This is a genomic window from Desulfoprunum benzoelyticum (genome assembly GCF_014201505.1).
Lineage (GTDB): Bacteria > Desulfobacterota > Desulfobulbia > Desulfobulbales > Desulfocapsaceae > Desulfoprunum > Desulfoprunum benzoelyticum.
Genome location: NZ_JACHEO010000018.1, coordinates 20,179 through 37,358 on the forward strand (window position 1 = coordinate 20,179; position 17,180 = coordinate 37,358).

Annotated in this window: 9 protein-coding genes; 8 read left to right on the forward strand and 1 reads right to left on the reverse strand. The window is 64.2% G+C overall.

Features of this window, described 5'->3' with window-relative positions; genetic code table 11:
• Positions 1-62: 62 nt before the first annotated feature.
• Positions 63-9,257, reverse strand: a complete 9,195-nt coding sequence (locus tag HNQ81_RS13515; RefSeq protein WP_183351834.1) for a GH36-type glycosyl hydrolase domain-containing protein — start codon at positions 9,255-9,257, stop codon at positions 63-65.
• A 577-nt stretch (positions 9,258-9,834) separates the two neighbouring features.
• Between HNQ81_RS13515 and HNQ81_RS13520 the strand changes: the two genes are divergently transcribed.
• The 8 genes from HNQ81_RS13520 to HNQ81_RS13555 all read left to right on the forward strand — a co-directional run bounded on the left by HNQ81_RS13520 (position 9,835) and on the right by HNQ81_RS13555 (position 17,140).
• The gene (locus HNQ81_RS13520; RefSeq protein WP_183351835.1) at positions 9,835-10,131 is read left to right on the forward strand and encodes an ElaB/YgaM/YqjD family protein; all 297 of its coding nucleotides are present in this window, start codon (positions 9,835-9,837) and stop codon (positions 10,129-10,131) included.
• A 1-nt stretch (position 10,132) separates the two neighbouring features.
• The gene (locus HNQ81_RS13525; protein ID WP_183351836.1) at positions 10,133-10,522 is read left to right on the forward strand and encodes a phage holin family protein; all 390 of its coding nucleotides are present in this window, start codon (positions 10,133-10,135) and stop codon (positions 10,520-10,522) included.
• Positions 10,501-10,707, forward strand: a complete 207-nt coding sequence (locus HNQ81_RS13530; protein ID WP_183351837.1) for a hypothetical protein — start codon at positions 10,501-10,503, stop codon at positions 10,705-10,707. Before HNQ81_RS13525 ends, HNQ81_RS13530 begins: the two co-directional genes overlap by 22 nt.
• Positions 10,708-10,753: 46 nt before the next feature.
• Positions 10,754-10,930: a lmo0937 family membrane protein gene (locus tag HNQ81_RS13535; RefSeq protein ID WP_183351838.1), complete on the forward strand. Its 177-nt coding sequence runs from the start codon at positions 10,754-10,756 to the stop codon at positions 10,928-10,930.
• A gap of 20 nt (positions 10,931-10,950) precedes the next feature.
• Positions 10,951-11,172 carry a DUF3185 domain-containing protein gene (locus HNQ81_RS13540; RefSeq protein ID WP_183351839.1) on the forward strand — a complete coding sequence of 74 codons (222 nt, stop codon included), beginning with the start codon at positions 10,951-10,953 and terminating at the stop codon, positions 11,170-11,172.
• Between the two features lie 118 nt (positions 11,173-11,290).
• Positions 11,291-11,650: a putative quinol monooxygenase gene (locus tag HNQ81_RS13545; RefSeq protein WP_183351840.1), complete on the forward strand. Its 360-nt coding sequence runs from the start codon at positions 11,291-11,293 to the stop codon at positions 11,648-11,650.
• Positions 11,651-11,964: 314 nt separating this feature from the next.
• On the forward strand, positions 11,965-15,078 hold the full coding sequence (locus HNQ81_RS13550; protein ID WP_183351841.1) for a chemotaxis protein CheB: 3,114 nt from the start codon (positions 11,965-11,967) through the stop codon (positions 15,076-15,078).
• Between the two features lie 142 nt (positions 15,079-15,220).
• Complete coding sequence (locus HNQ81_RS13555; RefSeq protein ID WP_183351842.1) at positions 15,221-17,140, forward strand: hybrid sensor histidine kinase/response regulator; 1,920 nt, start codon at positions 15,221-15,223, stop codon at positions 17,138-17,140.
• Positions 17,141-17,180 lie beyond the last annotated feature (40 nt).

A 17,180-nucleotide genomic window follows, 5' to 3' on the forward strand; every position in this document is an offset into this window, starting at 1 on the left:
TGCCGAGGCTGCACGTTTTTCTGCCCCATGGGCTCTTCCCCCGGCCGGATCAGGCCGAGTCGTCATGGCCCTTCGGCAATTCCCATTCGCACCCGCACCCGATGTTTGACTGAGTGCCGCTCCAGCGAGACCAGATCACCGGCACGACGCTGGCCATCGATCTCAATCCAGGCCACCCCGTGTTCGCAGCCGTCCGGGTTCTCGACCTCGATCGCATAGACTGCTTCACCATGACGATAGCTCATGCTGAAACCAGGCCAGCCTGCCGGGATGACCGGATCGATCCGCAGCTGGTCGCCACGCACCTGCACCCCCAGGACCTCTTCGACCCAGGCCCGATACATCCATGCCGCCGAGCCGGTGTACCAGGACCACCCCCCCTGGCCGATCCTGCCGGGCAGACGGTAGACGTCGGCCGCCACCACGTACGGTTCGATGCCGTATCGCCAGGCCGCCGCCGCATCGCGGGCGTGCTCGATCGGGTTGAGCATCCGCAGCAGCTGCACCGCCCGCCCCCCGTCGCCGCTGCGGGCCATGGCCATGGCCAGCCACAGGGCGGCGTGGGTGTACTGTCCGCCATTTTCCCGGACTCCCGGGGGATAGCCCTTGATATAGCCCGGTGAGGGCTCGGCGGTGTCGAAGGGAGGGGTGAAGAGCAGCACCAGACCGTCATCTTCACAGACGAGATGGCGCCAGACCGATTCCAGGGCCCGGGCGGCCCGGGCCGGTTCCGCCGCCCCGGTCAACCAGGCCCACGACTGGGGCAGGGAATCGATTCGGGCCTCGGTGCAGGCGGCCGAGCCGAGCGGGCTGCCATCGTCAAAGGTCCCCCGCAGATACCACTCGCCGTCCCAGCCGGCCTGTTCGATCCGCTGGAGCAGCATCACCCTGTCGTCCCGGTAGCCCCGGCCCATCTCCGGTTGCCGAAGGATGTCGGCCAGTTCACCCATTCCCTGCAGCACATCGCAGAGGAACCAGGCCAGCCAGACGCTCTCCCCCTTCCCCTCGGCCCCGACCAGGTTCATGCCGTCATTCCAGTCGCCGGTGCCGATCAGCGGCAGACCGTGGGCCCCCGCCGTCTGACCCCAAGCCACCGCCCGCCGACAGTGCTCAAACAGTGTACCCCGGTCGGAGGAGACCTCCGGCAGGGCGTACTGCTCATGCTCGTCAGCGGCCAGCACCGGGGCATGCAGGAAGGGAATTTCCGTGTCCAGGATCGCCGCATCGCCGGTGGTCCGGACGTAGTGGGCGGTCACAAACGGCAGCCACAGCAGGTCGTCGGAGATGCGGGAACGGATCCCGGCGCCGCCCGGCGGATGCCACCAGTGCTGGACATCCCCCTCCTGGAACTGGCGGCCGGCGGCCAGCAGGATCTGTTCCCGGGCCAGGCCGGGCCTGGTGATGCAGAAGGCCATGCTATCCTGGAGCTGATCGCGGAAACCATAGGCGCCGCTTGACTGGTAAAAACCGGAGCGGCCCCAGATGCGGCTGCTCAGGGACTGGTAGCGCAGCCAGCGGTTGATCAGGAGATCGGCGGCCAGTTCGGGGGTATGGACCTCGACCGTCCCCAGCAGATCATCCCACCAGACCCTGGTCCGGTCGAGAGCATCCTCCACCGCATGCTCGTCGTGGAAGCCGAGCACCAGATCCCGGGCCTGGCCAGCCGACTCGGCCTGCCCCAGCATGCACACGATATCACGGCGTTCACCGGGCGCCAGTTCGATCGCCACCCGGAGTGCGGCACAGGGGTCAAGCCCGGCGCCGATCCGCTGCGACAACCGGGGCAGTTCCATCGCGATCGGCTGCGCCAGCGAGCGGTTGCGGCCGATGAAGGAGGTGCGGTCGCCGCCGTACGACTCGGGCGGCGGAGTCATGGCGACAAACGTCACCCGCTCGCCATAGTCCGGGTGGTAGCGATTGTGGGCGAAAAGGGCCCGGGTCTCTTCATCCCGGCGGGTAATGACGTGCATCCGGGAGGTCTCGCGGTTTTCGCCCAAGGTCAATTCGACATACCAGGTAACCGAGATCCTCCGCCTTCTCCGGGTTGCGTTGGTCAGCTGCAGACGCTGCAGCTTGACCGGTTGTCCGCCGCTGTCATCGACGGGAACAAAGACCGTCAGCTCCTGTTCGATGCCATGGCTGTTATGTTCGAAGGCGGAGTACCCTGCCCCATGCCGGGCCCGATAGGCCGTTGGCTCACGGATCGGCGCCGCGGTCGGCGACCAGAAGATGCCGCTGTCCTCGTCGCGGAGGTAGAGGGCTTCCGAGGCCGGGTCGAGGACCGGGTCGTTGGACCAGCCGGTCAGGCGGTTACGCTGGCTGTTGCCGTACCAGGTGAAGCCGGCCCCGGTTTCACTGACCATGGTCCCGAAGTTCGGGTTGGCGATGACGTTGACCCATGGCGCCGGGGTGTTGGTATCGGGACCGAGATAGATCGCGTATTCCCGCCCGTCCGGGGTGAAACCGCCGAGGCTGTTGAAATATGCCAGCTCCATGAAGGGCAGCGGCGCCGAAGGTTCCATGACAGCCCGTTTCCTCGCCATTTTCACCAGCGGCTCGGTGGCTTCGACCGGCACCCGCAGCTGCTGGGGCAATGTCCCGCGGGCCGCGATCAGAACGACACTGGCGGCAGCCCTGAGCAGCTTCAGGTCATCCTCCGGGATCTGGTTTGCGCTCTTCAGGAAGACCGCCCCGCCCCGGTCGGTTGCGGCGGTCAGGGAATGGACCTGGAGCAGCTGTTCCAGCCTTTCCTGGAGCGGCTGTTGATAGCCCCCGGCCTCCTCGTTGAGGATCACCAGATCGACCGACAGCCCATGCATCTGCCAGAAGGTGCGGGCCTGGAGGACCTGGCGGACCAGGGTGACCTCCCGCGGCTCGCCGATGGTGATCAGGACGATGGGCAGATCGCCCGAGATGCCGTACGGCCACAGGCCGGCCTGCCCCTTGCGGTTGTCTTCCAGACGTCTGGCGGAGGCCCGGAGCAGGGCGTTGGGGAACAGCAGGTGACTGGCCAGCTGCTGGAAGCGACGGGCCTCGTCGGGCTGGATGCGCAGCATCTGCAGCTGCTGCTGGGCCGAGTGCCAGGCGAAATCCATGGCCCGCCCGGCGGCATGGGGATCGCTGTACTTGTCCATCAGCAGGAGAACCGCCTCGCGGTCGGTCCCGGCGGCAAGCACCAGGGAGACCTGGAGCCGCTGCCCCGGTTCCAGGGTCAGATCCTGCCGCAGGCTGAGAATCGGATCAAGGACGAACCCCTGGCTGTTACCGAGCTCCTGTACCGCCCCCATCGGCCGGGTCAGGTTCCGCCCACGGCCGATAAACCGGGCCCGGTCGGTCTCGAACTGCCACCCCTCCATAACCACGGAACTCGTGGCGGCGGGACCGGAGGTAAGGCGGTGGGCGACATACAGCGGCGGATCGTCTTCACTCCGCGGTCGCCGGGAGGCGAGGAGCACCTGACTGTCGGCAAGCGCCTCGGTCTCGATGAACAGCTTGTTGAAGGCCGGGTGCTGGCGATCGGCGTTGTGGGCGGCCATCGCCAGCTCGATGTAGCTGGTGAGGCTGAGATGACGGCTGCGGCTGGAGTGATTCACCAGGGTAATCCGGCGCACCTCGACATCGTCTTCCGGCGAGACGCTGACCTCTGTTTCGGTATCGATGCCGTTATCGCTGCGACGGAAGATCGCCCGGTCGAGGTTGAAATCGACCGCATACCTTTCAGGCCTGCCGCCGACCGGATGATAGGCGGCGGACCACAGACAATCCCCTTCCCGTTCATGGAGATAGCAGAAGGTCCCCATGGCATCGCAGGTCTGGTCGGCCCGCCAGCGGCTGATCTCCCGACCTTTCCAACCGCTGTAGCCGCCGCCGCTGTTGGTGATCATCAGATCATAGCGACCGTTGGACAGCAACAGGGTCATCGGCGTGGTCGTATGCGGGGTGGTAAAGGTGCTCGCCGTCGGGGCGATCAGATCTCCGCTCAACAGCACCGGCTCGCTGCGCCGGGTCGAGATCAGGTGCAGCGGCGGCAGGGTCGGGATGCGCTCCTGCAGCAGGGCCTCGAAGGCCCGCACCCGCGGATCGCTGTGGAAGCGGCGGGGAAACGGGTTGTCATGCAGGAAGTTGGTCAGGGCCAAAAAGGCCATGCCCTGGTGATGGGCCATGTAGGCCTCGATGATCACCCCGCGCTTGAGATCCCGGGCGGCAGGATCACGCTGGGCCTGGCGGCTGAAATCCATCGCCTCGAAATAGCCGTACTCCGCCAGCATGCCCAGGCCCGCCAGTCGCTTGAGGTTCTGCACGGCCTCGATCGGGGCGACATTCAGGGCCAGCAGGGTGGCATAGGGAGCGACCACGAGCTTTTCCTCGAGGCCGCGTTTGAGGCCGAGGATCGGTACGCCGAAGGCCTTGTACTGATAGGTCTTCTCCAGGTCGAGGTCGGCAAAGGCCGATTCGGAAATGCCCCACGGCACGCGATGGCTGCGGCCGTACGCAATCTGCACCGCCACCGCTTCCCCGGCCGCCTTGTCGAGGAGCGAATGGTCGAAGGAGCGCTGGAACAGCAGCGGCATCAGGTATTCGAACATGGTCCCGGTCCAGCTGAGCAGCACGCGGCGCCGGCCGACGGCGCCGTAGGGCCGGCTCATAGAGAACCAGTGCTCCATGGGCACATCCCCCCGGGCGATGGCGAGGAAACTGCCGAGCCGGGCCTCGCTGGCCAGCAGGTCGTAATTGGAGCCGTCCAGCCGGTTGATCGAGACGTTGTAGCCGATGGAGAACAGCTTGCGTTTGGGCTCGTAGAGAAAACGCATGTCCATGCCGGCTGACAGCTCACGGACATCCATGATCAGCCGTTCGGCCAGCGCCAGGGTTTCGCCGGCCAGCCATTGGGCGGTGGCAAAGGCGGCCAGGACCCGGTCGAGCCAGGGCAGCAGCGGTGACGCGGCCGGCAGGGACTGCTCCCGGATCTGCCTGAGGATCATTATCGCTTCGATCCGGCCGTGGGCCAGATCGGCGAGCGAGGGGGCCCGGGACAGGTCCTGCCGGATGGCGGCAAGGACCGCTTCCCCCAGCGGGGCCAGCTCCGCGGCGCTTTTCTCGGCCAGGATATTTATCCAGGTCAGATAACGGTCCGCGATCACCTGCCAGGCAGCCCCCTGCTCCGCCAGTTCCCCGGCCCAGGGAGTCGGCCCCGCGCTCGTCACGACGGTATGCAGGTCGATCGCCAGCCGCCGCTGCAGGCCGAGCTGGTGAACGACGGCGGGTGGGGGACTGTGCCAGTCGCGCAACAGGGTCTGGAGAGCCGGGAGACAGTCGCCGCCGCCCCCTGACCGGGCCAGGGTACCCTTGAGGATTTCACCGGTATCGGCCAGACCGGCGAAGGCCCTGCCGCTGAGAAGCGGCAGGTGCAGCAGTTCGCCCAGGCCCTGTTCGAGGACCCACAGGGAACCGAGCAGATTGCCGCTGTCGACGGTGGAGACGTAGCGCGGTTCGAGCGGGGCCAACGTGCCGATATCATACCAGTTGAGCAGGTGCCCGTGGTGGCGCTCGAGGCGGGCAATGCTGGCCATGCTGGCACTCAGCCTGTCGACGACCTGGTTGATCGTCAGGTAGCCGCAATCACTGGCCCCGAGGGCGCTGGTCAGCCACAGCCCGATATTGGTCGGACTGGTGCGCATCGCCAGGCGGGTCTGGTGGGAGACCTGGTAGTTGTCGGGCGGCAGCCAGGAGGTGTCGGCGCTGACAAAGGCCGAGAAATAGCGCCAGGTCCGGCGGGCCACCTGGCGGAGCAGCAGGCGGTCCTCCGCCGGCAGCGGCTGAAGCCGCCGCCTCTCACCCGACGGCAGGTTCAGCAGCCAGCCGAGGAGCGGTGACACCAGCCACAAAACGAGCCACGGTGCGGCCTGCGGCATACTGGCAGGGATAACGCGCCAGATTGTCAGACCAACCGCGGCACTGAAGAGTGTCGCCAGGGCCAGACCGGCAACGAACAGGGGCTGCCGCCGGGAGGCGCTCCAGAAGGTGGCCTGGGCCCTCCACTCCAGCAGACCGCGGCGGGAGATCAGGCACCGGTACCAGACCCGGCATATCGCATCGATGGCCACCGCCGCCTGGTGCGGCAGCAGCGCGGCATCGGCCGTCGCCCGCAGCAGATCGTGGAGGACCTTCGACAGGTCGAAATATTTGAAGCCGCCGCGGCTGGTGGCCATCGTCAGGGGCAGGGACAGGGGGTGGATCAGGAGCTGCAGACCGACCACCAGGCCGGCTATGGCGCCGACACTCGGGGAAATGAACCAGGAGAGGAGCAACAGGCCGAGACTGGCGGCCGGGAGCAGACTGCGGCGCAGATTGTCGAGGATTTTCCAGCGATTGAGCAGCGACAGCGGATTGGTTCCCCAACCGCCGCCCGACTGCGGCGCCCATGGCAGCAGCCAGGCGGCGATCTGCCAGTCGCCGCGGATCCAGCGATGGGTTCGACTGGAATAGCCCTGGTAGCCCTGCGGGAAATCATCGAACAGTTCGATATCGCTGGCCAGCCCGACCCGGACATGGGCGCCCTCGATCAGATCGTGGCTCAGCACCCACCCTTCCGGGAATCGCTCCGACAGCAGCCGGCTGAAGGCATGGACGTCGTAGATCCCCTTGCCCTGGTAGGAGCCTTCGCCGCTCAGGTCCTGGTAGACATCGGAAACCGCCTGGGTATAGGGGTCGACGCCGATGGCATCGGCAAACAGCCGGCTGAAGATCGAGACGCTGGTGCTGGCCAGGGTCGGACTCACCCGCGGCTGGATGATGGTGTAGGTGCCGGCGACAATGTTTCCTGCCGGATCGAAGCGCGGCCGGTTGAGGGGGTGGGCCAGGGTCTCGACCAGTCGCCGGGCGGTCCCGTGCGGCAGCTGGGTATCGCTGTCGAGGGTGATGACAAAGCGGACGTCGGCCAGCCGCTGCTGGTCGCCGACCGGGACCAGGGAGGCGGCGGTCTCGGGCCGGGTCCCGTCAATCAGGCGGTTGAGCTCCTCCAGCTTGCCCCGCTTGCGTTCCCAGCCGATGAATTGCTGCTCGGATTCGCACCAGGTGCGGGGCCGGTGAAACAGGAAGAAGCGCTCGCCGTCATGGCGGCGGTTGAGCTCCGAGAGCAGTGCCGTGGCCATCTCGAGCAGCCGGCTGTCCTCTTCGCAGGAGGGTGTCGGGGCGTCGCTGTAGTCGGCGAACAGGCTGAAATACAGGTTCGCCTCCTTGTTGGCAAGGTAGCGGATTTCGAGTTTTTCCACCTCGGATTGGATCGTGGCGGCATCCACCAGCATCATCGGCACGACGACCAGGGTGCGGAAGGCGTCGGGAATCCCCTTGTCCTCGAAATCCATCTTCGGCAAGGTCCGGGGCGGCAGCAGGCGCGAGATCAGGTAATTGACGACCTCGATCGCCAGCTGGCTGACCGGGATCAGCAGAAGCAGCACCAGTAAGGCGCGGAGAGGGGGCGAGACGACGCCAGGGCTCCCGGGGAGGAGGACGAAGACCGCAATCGCCACCGCCAGCAGCAGGGAAAAACTCCCGACCGCTGCCAGATAGAAGGCGGTGTGGTGGCGATAGATCCATGCCAGCAACCGGTACCGGCGGGCCTCGCGGCAGGCCAGCAGCCGGGCCAGTTCAGCCCTGCCGGCGCCGACCAGCCAGGTGCCGACATGGCTGCGACCTTCATCGCCGTCCGCCTCAACGCCGGCCCGGCTCGCCAGTTCGATGACCTCTTCCGCAACCTGTTCCTCGGTGCGGGCTGATGCCAGGGCGAGCTCCTCGATCGCCCGCCGGCAACGGTCGCGGGTGGCGAAATCCGTCCCGGCATAGACCCCGGATGGATCGCGGCGCAATATCCGCTCCACCCGGCTGATGTCCTCGAACACCTCCCGCCAATCGAGCAGGGCGAGTCGGCGCAGACTGGTAAAGGCGTTGCCGCAGGAAAGCTGTTCTATGGTCTGCCGGTTCTGCTCCCGCAGTATGAGGTCGTAGAGCGGGTCCTTGAAGGTTCGTTCGAGCCAGCTCTGGACCGGCGACAGGGCCGCGGCCTCGTCATAGAGCAGACCGACCAGCTGGGCCCCGAAATAGGGACTGGGCTGCGGTTCGGCCTTGGCCAGTTCCGCCAGTATCATAAAGAGCTGGTCGGAACCGCGGCGATTGGCGGCGGTCAGCCGGTTGGCCCAGAGATCGGCCAGCTGGCGTTCGCGCAGGTCCTCCAGGGCGGTGACGGCGAAACTCTGGATGTTTTCGATCAGGGCGATGCGCAGCATCTGGGGGATAGCCCACAGTTCGCCGATCGTCAGCGTGCGCACCGACTGGTACGCCTCGATAAAGGCCAGGACATTGTCCCGGTCGAGACGCAGGTCGATGTGGGCGACAAGATCCTTGGCCAGGCCGTAGATGCACGGCAGCCCCCGGTAGCCGGCCGAGGCCAGGACCGGCAGGCGCAGGTAATACTTCGGGGGCAGGTTGACCAGGACATCGCGGGTGTTGCCTTCGAGGATGTACTCGTTGTCGAGTATCCAGTCGGCCGCCGGTGTGGTCTTCTGTTCCAGTTGGCTGGCAGCGGAGAGATCGGCGCAGACCTGCCGTATCCACAGGCGCGACCGCCTGAGCCGTTGCAGTAGTTCGACGGAACGATTCGGCTGCGGGTCGACCGCCTGCTCACCGGCATGGCGCCGGGCATGCTCCTGGATCTGGGTCGAAGGCAGGTTTACCGCCCGGTCGCGCTCCCTGATCCGCCTCTCGCGCCTGGGATGGATGACGAACAGGGCCGGATGGGTCTCGCCGCTTTCCCGCAACAGCGCCAGCGGACGCTGCAGGGAATCAACGGGTGTCTGGAGGATGAGGACGGACTCGCCGGGCATCAGCCAGCGGCTGTGATCGTCGATGATCCCGGACTCGACACCATGGCGGGAGCGCCGCAACCGGACCAGTGCCGCCACGGCCCCGATGGCGGCACAGCCGAGGACCAGGGCCAGCGAAACGGCGAGACCCCGGAGGGGCAGGGACGACAGCCCGAACCGGGCCAGAAGCGCCAGCGCCGCCACCCCCCCGGACAGGCAGGCAACCACGCCGACCCTGAAGGCAAGACGGCGGCGGAAGGGGTCGGTGACATGCAGGTCGCCGGCCTGGTCTTTATGCACCAGGGCGGTACGGCTGTATCCCTGCCGTATCAGTTCCCGGAGGGCGGCGCGACCATCCTCCTGCTGTGTGAAATATCCGATCAGAACGGCTGAGCCCACATGTATCCTTTAGCAAACTGCGTTATCCGGATCTCCGACCATTATCGGAAAGTTGATCTGCTGGCAGGATCCGGACAGGAACCGTGCAGACTGTTCCAGGGGGGATGACTGAGGGAGGGATGGTGCAACCGGAGAGACAGGTTGTCGAGAAGCGCTTCCCTCACCCTTATATTGCAATTTTCATGCAAGGACGGACACCGGCAGCCGGCCGGGCCACATCTCCGGCCGACACGGCCTGCACCCGGCCACCCCTTGCCGGCGGCAGCACCGGGAAAGGGGGTCAGATATAACCAGTGGTGAAATATGACCATTTCCGGCCGGCCGCTGACGGCAGTCCGGACCACCCTTCGCCGTTCAATTATCCCTGAAAATCATAACGATGGCCCGGATTCCCGCCGGTCATTCAGTACTGGCACAGCGCTTGCTTTATACAGCAGTGGAAGGAGTGTGAGATCCGGTTCTTCTCGCCTGACGCCTCCGGACCAGTGCCGGGGTTTCAGGACAGGAACAGCGAAGGCTGACATTGAACGCCGACAAAAGATACGATTGAAAACCACATCAAGGGAGATACCGCACCATGGCAAGCACACACGACAACGCCAAGGCAATGAGCCAGGAAATGCAGACCATCATCAACCATGCCCGCGCACTGGTCGACGCCACCTCCGGAGAAGTCGACGACCGGATCAAAGAGGCGCGAGCGGCGCTGCAGGAACGGTTGGCGGCGACCAGGGGCGAGGTCGGCGAGTTGGAAGACCGGCTGCTGGAGGCGGTGGAAAGCGCTGACAAGTACATCCATGTCAAACCATACTACGCCATCGGCGGCACCTTCATTGCCGGCCTGTTCCTCGGCTGGTTCATGTCCAGGAAATAGCATGGAACGGCTGCCGATGTTCATCTCCGGAATCACCGGTGCAGCAGGCCGCCTCGGCGGGGCAGCGAGCGAGATCCTTCAGGATCGCCTGGAGCTCCTGGCCCTGGAACTGCGGGAGGCCAAGATCCGTTTCATCCAGGCGGTGCTGCTGGTCTGCCTGGCCGTGGTCTTTTCCCTGCTCGGGCTGCTGCTTCTGGTCCTGGCCGGGATATATATCCTGCCCCTCGAATCGCGCCTGTACGGGATGATTGGTGCGGCGGCAGTCAGCATGCTGGCAGGGGGGGGAGCGTATCTCACCCTGCTTCGGCATCTGCAGCGAAAACCGCTGGCCTTTGACCAGAGTCTGGCCGAGCTGAAAAAGGACGCCACATGTTTCTCGACCAAGAACTGAAAAGCATCGGGGAAGCCAAGAACCGCGTGTCGATCTGTTGCGATCTCCATCGTCGCCTGGTCGATATCGAGATCCAGGAAATCCGATTGGGAACGCGCCGTACCCTCTCCACCCTGACCCTGGGACTGGCCGTCGCCGAACAGGTCCTCGGTTTTTTTCGGGAAGAAAAATCCCGCCGCCGTTAGGAGTCTGGACCATGAATGCATGGGGTGGACGTGAAAGGAGAAACGAATGCTGTGGATGACTGCGGTGGTACTTGTGTTCCTGTGGCTGCTGGCCTTTATGGGCAGTTACAGGATGGGTGGATTTATTCATGTGCTGCCGGCGATTGCCGCCCTCGCCATGCTGATCGGCATGAACCGGGGACGACGTAAAGCCGGCACGGCAAATTACAATCAACCGGACTGACGAGGTCGGGGAGGAACCAGATGAAAACACCATTTCTAATTGCCATTATCCTGATTGCCATCGGAGTTGCGGCCTTCGCCTACCAGGGCATCACCTACACGACCAGCGAAAAGGTCGTCGATATCGGTCCGCTCCAGGTGACGGCGGATACGACCAGAACCCTGCCGTTGCCGCCGATTGTCGGCGCCATCGCCCTTATCGGCGGCATTGTGGTGCTGGTGATGGGCACCAGGAAAAAATGAACGCAACAGGCGCCTGCACAGACAGCCCCCCGGAACAACACGAGCAACCGGATCGCCGGAGGAGCCGTCGCCAGGCAGCCGCAAGGATCAACTCCGTGTGGGATGTCGATACTATCACATGACAATCATAATCAGGACTATCATGAATGTGCTGCCGGAAAAGCAGAAGGAAGTACTGCTGACCCTGCTGTCGCTGGTTGAGCCGCCGATAAACGCCGGCTGCCTGAGTTATGACATCCTCGGCGACATCGAAGACAGAAATGTTTTCAGCCTGATTTCGGAATGGCAGAGCCGCCGGCAACTGAACCGTCATCTGACGTCCGAGACATTCAGCGTCCTGCTCGGGACCAGGAGCATGTTGTCCGAACCCATGAAAATTCAAATTATTACAGTTTCAGATATCGAAGGCATAGAGGCCGTCAACGCGATACGAAAAAAGGTGGCGGCCCCCGGCAGGTTCACCTGGGAGGGAGCCTGACGCCATGAACGTTCTCCTTGTCTCCCCCAGATTTCCCGATACCTTGCGGTCCTTCACCTGCGCCCTGAGCTTTGCACCTGCTGCTGTGGACCCTGAGTCGCAGGCCGAGACTGGTGCCGACGGCCATACCACTATCCAGCTACGGCTCCCATTACCGCAAGACCTGTGAGCTCCATATTCATGGGGCCGGATGATTAGCGCACGACTGTCATCGTTTATTTTGCAGCGAAGTGCCGGAAAAGAGGGCCGCGCCGTTCCCGGCTCTGATATGATGCAGGCGACGCAGGAGTTGATAATCGGCAATGGAGGCCATCATGACAGCACGCAGGAAAACCCCGGACCCGGCGACGAAGACCACGCCGGTTGCCGCAAATACCAGACCCCGAAAAGTCGCCGAGCAGAAGGGCGAGGTACAGGAACTCGCCGAACCGCGGGCCGACTTTCCGATCGTCGGCATCGGCGCTTCCGCCGGGGGGCTGGCGGCCTTTGAAGCCTTCTTCTCCGGCATGCCGGCCGACCGCCCTCCCGGCATGGCCTTTGTCCTGGTGCAGCATCTGGCCCCGGACCACAAGAGCATCCTCACCGATCTCATCAAGCGCTACACCAGCATGCAGGTCTTCGAGGTCGAGGACGGAATGGCGGTGCAACCCAACTGCGCTTACATCATCCCGCCGAACCGCGACATGGCCTTTCTGGGCGGCAGCCTGCAGTTGCTCGAACCCTCCGCCCCCCGCGGCCGGCGGATGCCGATCGACTTCTTTTTCCGCTCGCTGGCCCAGGATCAGCACGAGCGGGCGATCTGCATCGTCCTCTCCGGCACCGGCAGTGACGGAACCCAGGGACTGAGGGATATCAAGGCCGAGGGCGGCATGGCCATGGCCCAGAGGCCGAATTCGACCGAGTACGACGGCATGCCGCGCAGCGCCATCGCCACCGGCCTGGTGGACTACGAGCTGCTGCCGGCCGAGATGCCGGCTCAACTCATGGCCTACGCCGCCCACGCCTTCGGCAGGAACGCCCAGGCTGCTCCCCGCCCGGACTCGAAAAACGACGGCGCCCTGAAAAAGATCTTCATCCTGCTGCGCGCCCAGACCGGCCACGATTTTTCCCAGTACAAACCGAACACCATCAATCGCCGTATCGAACGACGGTTGGCCATCCACCAGATTGAAGCGCTAGACAACTACGTCCAGTACCTGCAGCAGAAACCCGCCGAGGTCGAAGCGCTGTTTCGCGACCTGCTGATCGGCGTCACCGGTTTCTTCCGTGATCCGGAGGCCTTCCGGCAACTCGAGGAACAGGTCATCCCCGCCCTCTTTGCCGACAGGCCGGCGGGCAGCCTGATCCGTGTCTGGTCAGCCGGCTGCGCCACCGGCGAAGAGGCCTTTTCACTCGCCATCCTCCTGCAGGAGCAGCTCGACAAACTGCATCGGAGCCATACCGTGCAGATCTTTGCCACCGACATCGACAGCCAGGCGATCGCTACGGCCCGCACCGGTCTCTATCCGGCCAGCATCGCCGCTGATATCGGCGCCGAGCGGCTGGCCGGTTTCTTTACCGCCGAGACCGACGGCAGCGCCTACCGCATCAATAAACGCATCCGCGACATGCTGGTCTTTTCCGAACAGAACGTCATCAAGGACCCGCCCTTCTCCAGGATCGATCTGCTCAGTTGCCGCAACCTTCTGATTTACATGGGGGCCGAACTCCAGAAAAAACTGATCCCGCTCTTCCATTACGCGCTGAACCCGGGCGGGTTTCTCTTTCTCGGCACCTCGGAAACCGTCGGCGAATTCGGCGATCTGTTCGTGCCCCTCGACCGCAAACTGAAACTGTACCGCCGCCAGGAGGATTTCCACGGGATGCAGCGCGTGACCTTCGACCGGTTGCTGCCGGCAAGGGCGGCGGTCGGCGCGATCCAACCGAAGAACATCGGTAACAGCGCCACGCCGGGAAAAATGTCACTGCGCGACCTGACCGAGCAGGCCCTGCTGCGGCAGATCGCCCCAACCGGGGCCCTGGTCAACGGCCACGGCGACATTCTCTATCTCCACGGCCGCACCGGCATGTATCTGGAACCGGCCCCGGGTGAGGCCGGGGTCAACAATATCCTGAAGATGGCCCGGGAAGGGTTGCGCGGCGAACTGGCCACCGCCCTGCACAGGGCCGCGGGAACCAGGGACCAGGTGCGCCGCACCGGTCTGCTGGTCAAGACCAACGGCGATTTCACCCCGACCAACCTGACAATCTGCCCCCTGGCCGCCCGTCCCGATTCCAGCTCGGGCGGTGGTGGAATGGTCGACCCTGCGACGACACTGTCGGCGTCACTCTACCTGGTCATTCTCGAAGAAGGGGTCTCCTTCGATCCCGCCCAGGCACGACTGGCCGCCGCCGGCGACGTCGAAGAGGGGGCGGCTGATCCCGACAGCTCCTCCGAGACCCGGGCCAGCGCTCGTATCGCTGCGCTCAGGCAGGAGCTGTGGGCCAAGGAGGAATATCTCCAGACCGCCAACGAGGAACTCAAATCGACCAACGAAGAGATGCAGTCCGTCAACGAAGAACTGCAATCCACCAATGAGGAACTGGAGACGTCCAAGGAAGAGCTGCAATCGATCAACGAGGAACTGGCCACGATCAACACCGAACTGCAGAACAAGGTCAGCGACCTGTCACGGGCCAACAACGACATGAACAACCTGCTGGCCGGGACCGGCATCGCCACGATCTTTGTCGATCACAGCCTGCGCATCCTGCGTTTCACCCCGACCGCTACCGGCATCATCAACCTGATCTCCAGCGATATCGGCCGGCCGGTGAGCCACATCGTCTCCAACATGGTGGGCTACGACAAGCTGGTGGCGGACGTCCAGTCCGTGCTGGATTCCCTGACAACCAGGGAAGTGGAAGTGGAGACCGCCGATGGCCGGTGGTACATCCTGCGCATCCAACCCTACCGTACCCTCGACAATATCATCGAAGGGGCGGTGATCACCTTTGTCGACAACACCGAGGCCAAGAAAGCGAAGGACGCGCTGCACCAGGCCAACGAGCAGCTGCGACTGGCCGTGGTCGTGCGGGATGCCCATGACGCCATCACCGTCCAGGACCTGGATGGCCGCATCCTCGCCTGGAATCCCGCGGCGGTGCGGATGTACGGCTGGAGCGAGGCCGAGGCGCTGGCGATGAACGTCCGCGACCTGGTCCCGGAACGGCTGCAGGAGGAAACCCTGGCCCAGATCCATCGACTGAGCCGGGCGGAGATTCTCGAACCGTACCGCACCCAACGGATCAACAGGGATGGCATGGTCATGGAGGTCTTGATGACGTCCACCGCCCTGATCGATGAAGCCAACCAGGTGTACGCGATCGCGACAACGGAGAGGGCGAAGGGGGCAAAGATCGGCCAGCCCCTTGGGGGACCGCAGTAGCGATCGGCACCAGGCGCATCGAGCCCACCGCTCTCGGAGCGGATGCGCTCGCCCCTCCGCCAACCGATCCAGCCCGTCCAGCCCCCCGCCTGGAGACATCCGGGGGGGGGGAATCCAAGGGACAACGTATCCGGTCGGCCGGATGATCCACAGTCAGAGACCGCTCGACAACATCCACGAGGTACAGGACATGACCGGCAGAACCAGGAAAGTACAACACAGCAGCAGAGCAAAGAACGCCACCGTTGCAGCGGCAGGACCGTCCGCAGTCGCCTCCGGGCATGAACTGCGCCGCCAGGCCGAGAAAATCCTGCGGCAAAAGAAGGTCCTGCAGCCGGAAACCCTCGAAGCCCTGTCCCTGGAGGAAATCCGCACGGCCTTCCATGAACTGCAGGTGCACCAGATCGAGCTTGAAATGCAGAACGAGGAACTGCACCGGACCCAGGTGGAGCTTGACCTGGCCCGGGCGCGCTATTTCGATCTGTACGATCTGGCGCCGATCGGCTATTGCGCCCTCAACGACAAGGGGCTGATCAAGGAGGCCAATCTCACCGCATCATCCCTGCTGGGAGTGGCCCGAAGCGCGCTGGTCAGACAGCCGATATCCCGGTTTATCGTCAAGGAGGACCAGGACCGCTACTACCTGCTGATCCATCAGCTCGTCGACACCGATGATGCCCCTCAGGAAGGCGCCACCCCGACGTCCCCCGAGGCATCCCCCGAACCGCATGTCACCGAATTGCGGATGCAGAAATCCGACGGCACCGTGTTCTGGGTGAGCCTGAAAGCCACCGCAGTTCCTGCCGACCGCAATTCGTTCGAGTTCAGGCTGGTGGTGAACGATATCTCCGAACGCAAGCAGGCGGAGGGCCGGCAGATCGAACTTGAAGTCCAGACCCGGCAGATTGAAAAGGCCGAGAGCCTGCAGCGGATGGCCGGGGCGATCGCCCATCTGTTCAACAACCAGCTGAGTGTCATCCTGGGCAACCTGGAGATGACGATCTCCGACACCCAGGGCGATGCCCTGCCCCATCAATACCTGGTCAATGCCATGCGGGCAGTCAGTCGGTCGTCAGAGGTCAGCAGCCTGCTCCTGACCTATCTCGGCCAGAGCACCTCCAGACTGGAACCTCTCGATCTCTCGGTGTTCTGTCACGACAATCTCCCCGTGATCAAGGAGGATGGATTGCCGGCAACGATTGCCCTCGAGACCGATTTTCTCTCCCCGGGCCCGGTCGTTCTTGCCAACGCCAACCAGGTCCAACAGATTCTGACCAACCTGATCACCAACGGCAGGGAGGCTATCGGCGATACTACCGGCCGGATTTCGGTCGTGACAAGGACCGTCCCGACAGCGGATATCCCGAAAGTTCACATCGCCCCCACCGACTGGCAAACCGCTGCCGAGACCTTCGCCTGTCTGGAGGTGACGGATTCGGGATGCGGCATGACCGAGGAGGAGATGGAGAGAATCTTCGATCCGTTTTTTTCAACCAAATTCACCGGCCGGGGACTGGGCCTGGCCGTCGTCACCGGTCTGGCAAAGGCCTGGAACGGCATGATCGCCGTCTCCAGCACGGTTGGCCAGGGAAGTACCCTGCAGGTCTTTCTGCCTCTGGTCACGGACATGGTGCCCCGGCAGCCGGAGGTTGCGGCAGGACCGTGCGACCTGGGGTCAAGCTGGACCGTGCTGCTGGTTGACGACGATGCCATCGTCCGCGACATAACGGGGGCCCTGCTCAAACATCTCGGGCTTACCGTCCTCGAGGCGTCCGGCGGCAACGAGGCGGTAGCCGTGCTGGAGAAAGATCCGGGCAGGATCGACTGTGTCCTTACCGACCTGTGTATGCCGGGGATGGACGGCTGGGACACCCTCGCCGCCCTCCGTCGGATCCGGCCCGGCCTGCCGGCGATCCTGTCGAGCGGCTACGACGAAGCCCAGGCAATAGACGGCGAATATGTCGAGCAGCCGCACGCCTTTCTCCACAAGCCCTATTCGATGGAGGTGCTGCGGGCTGTCATCTGCCGGGTGATGAGCGGTGCGGTGCCGAAGGTTGTTTGAACCGCAAAGATACCGCCCTGCACCCGAATCATCCTGAGGA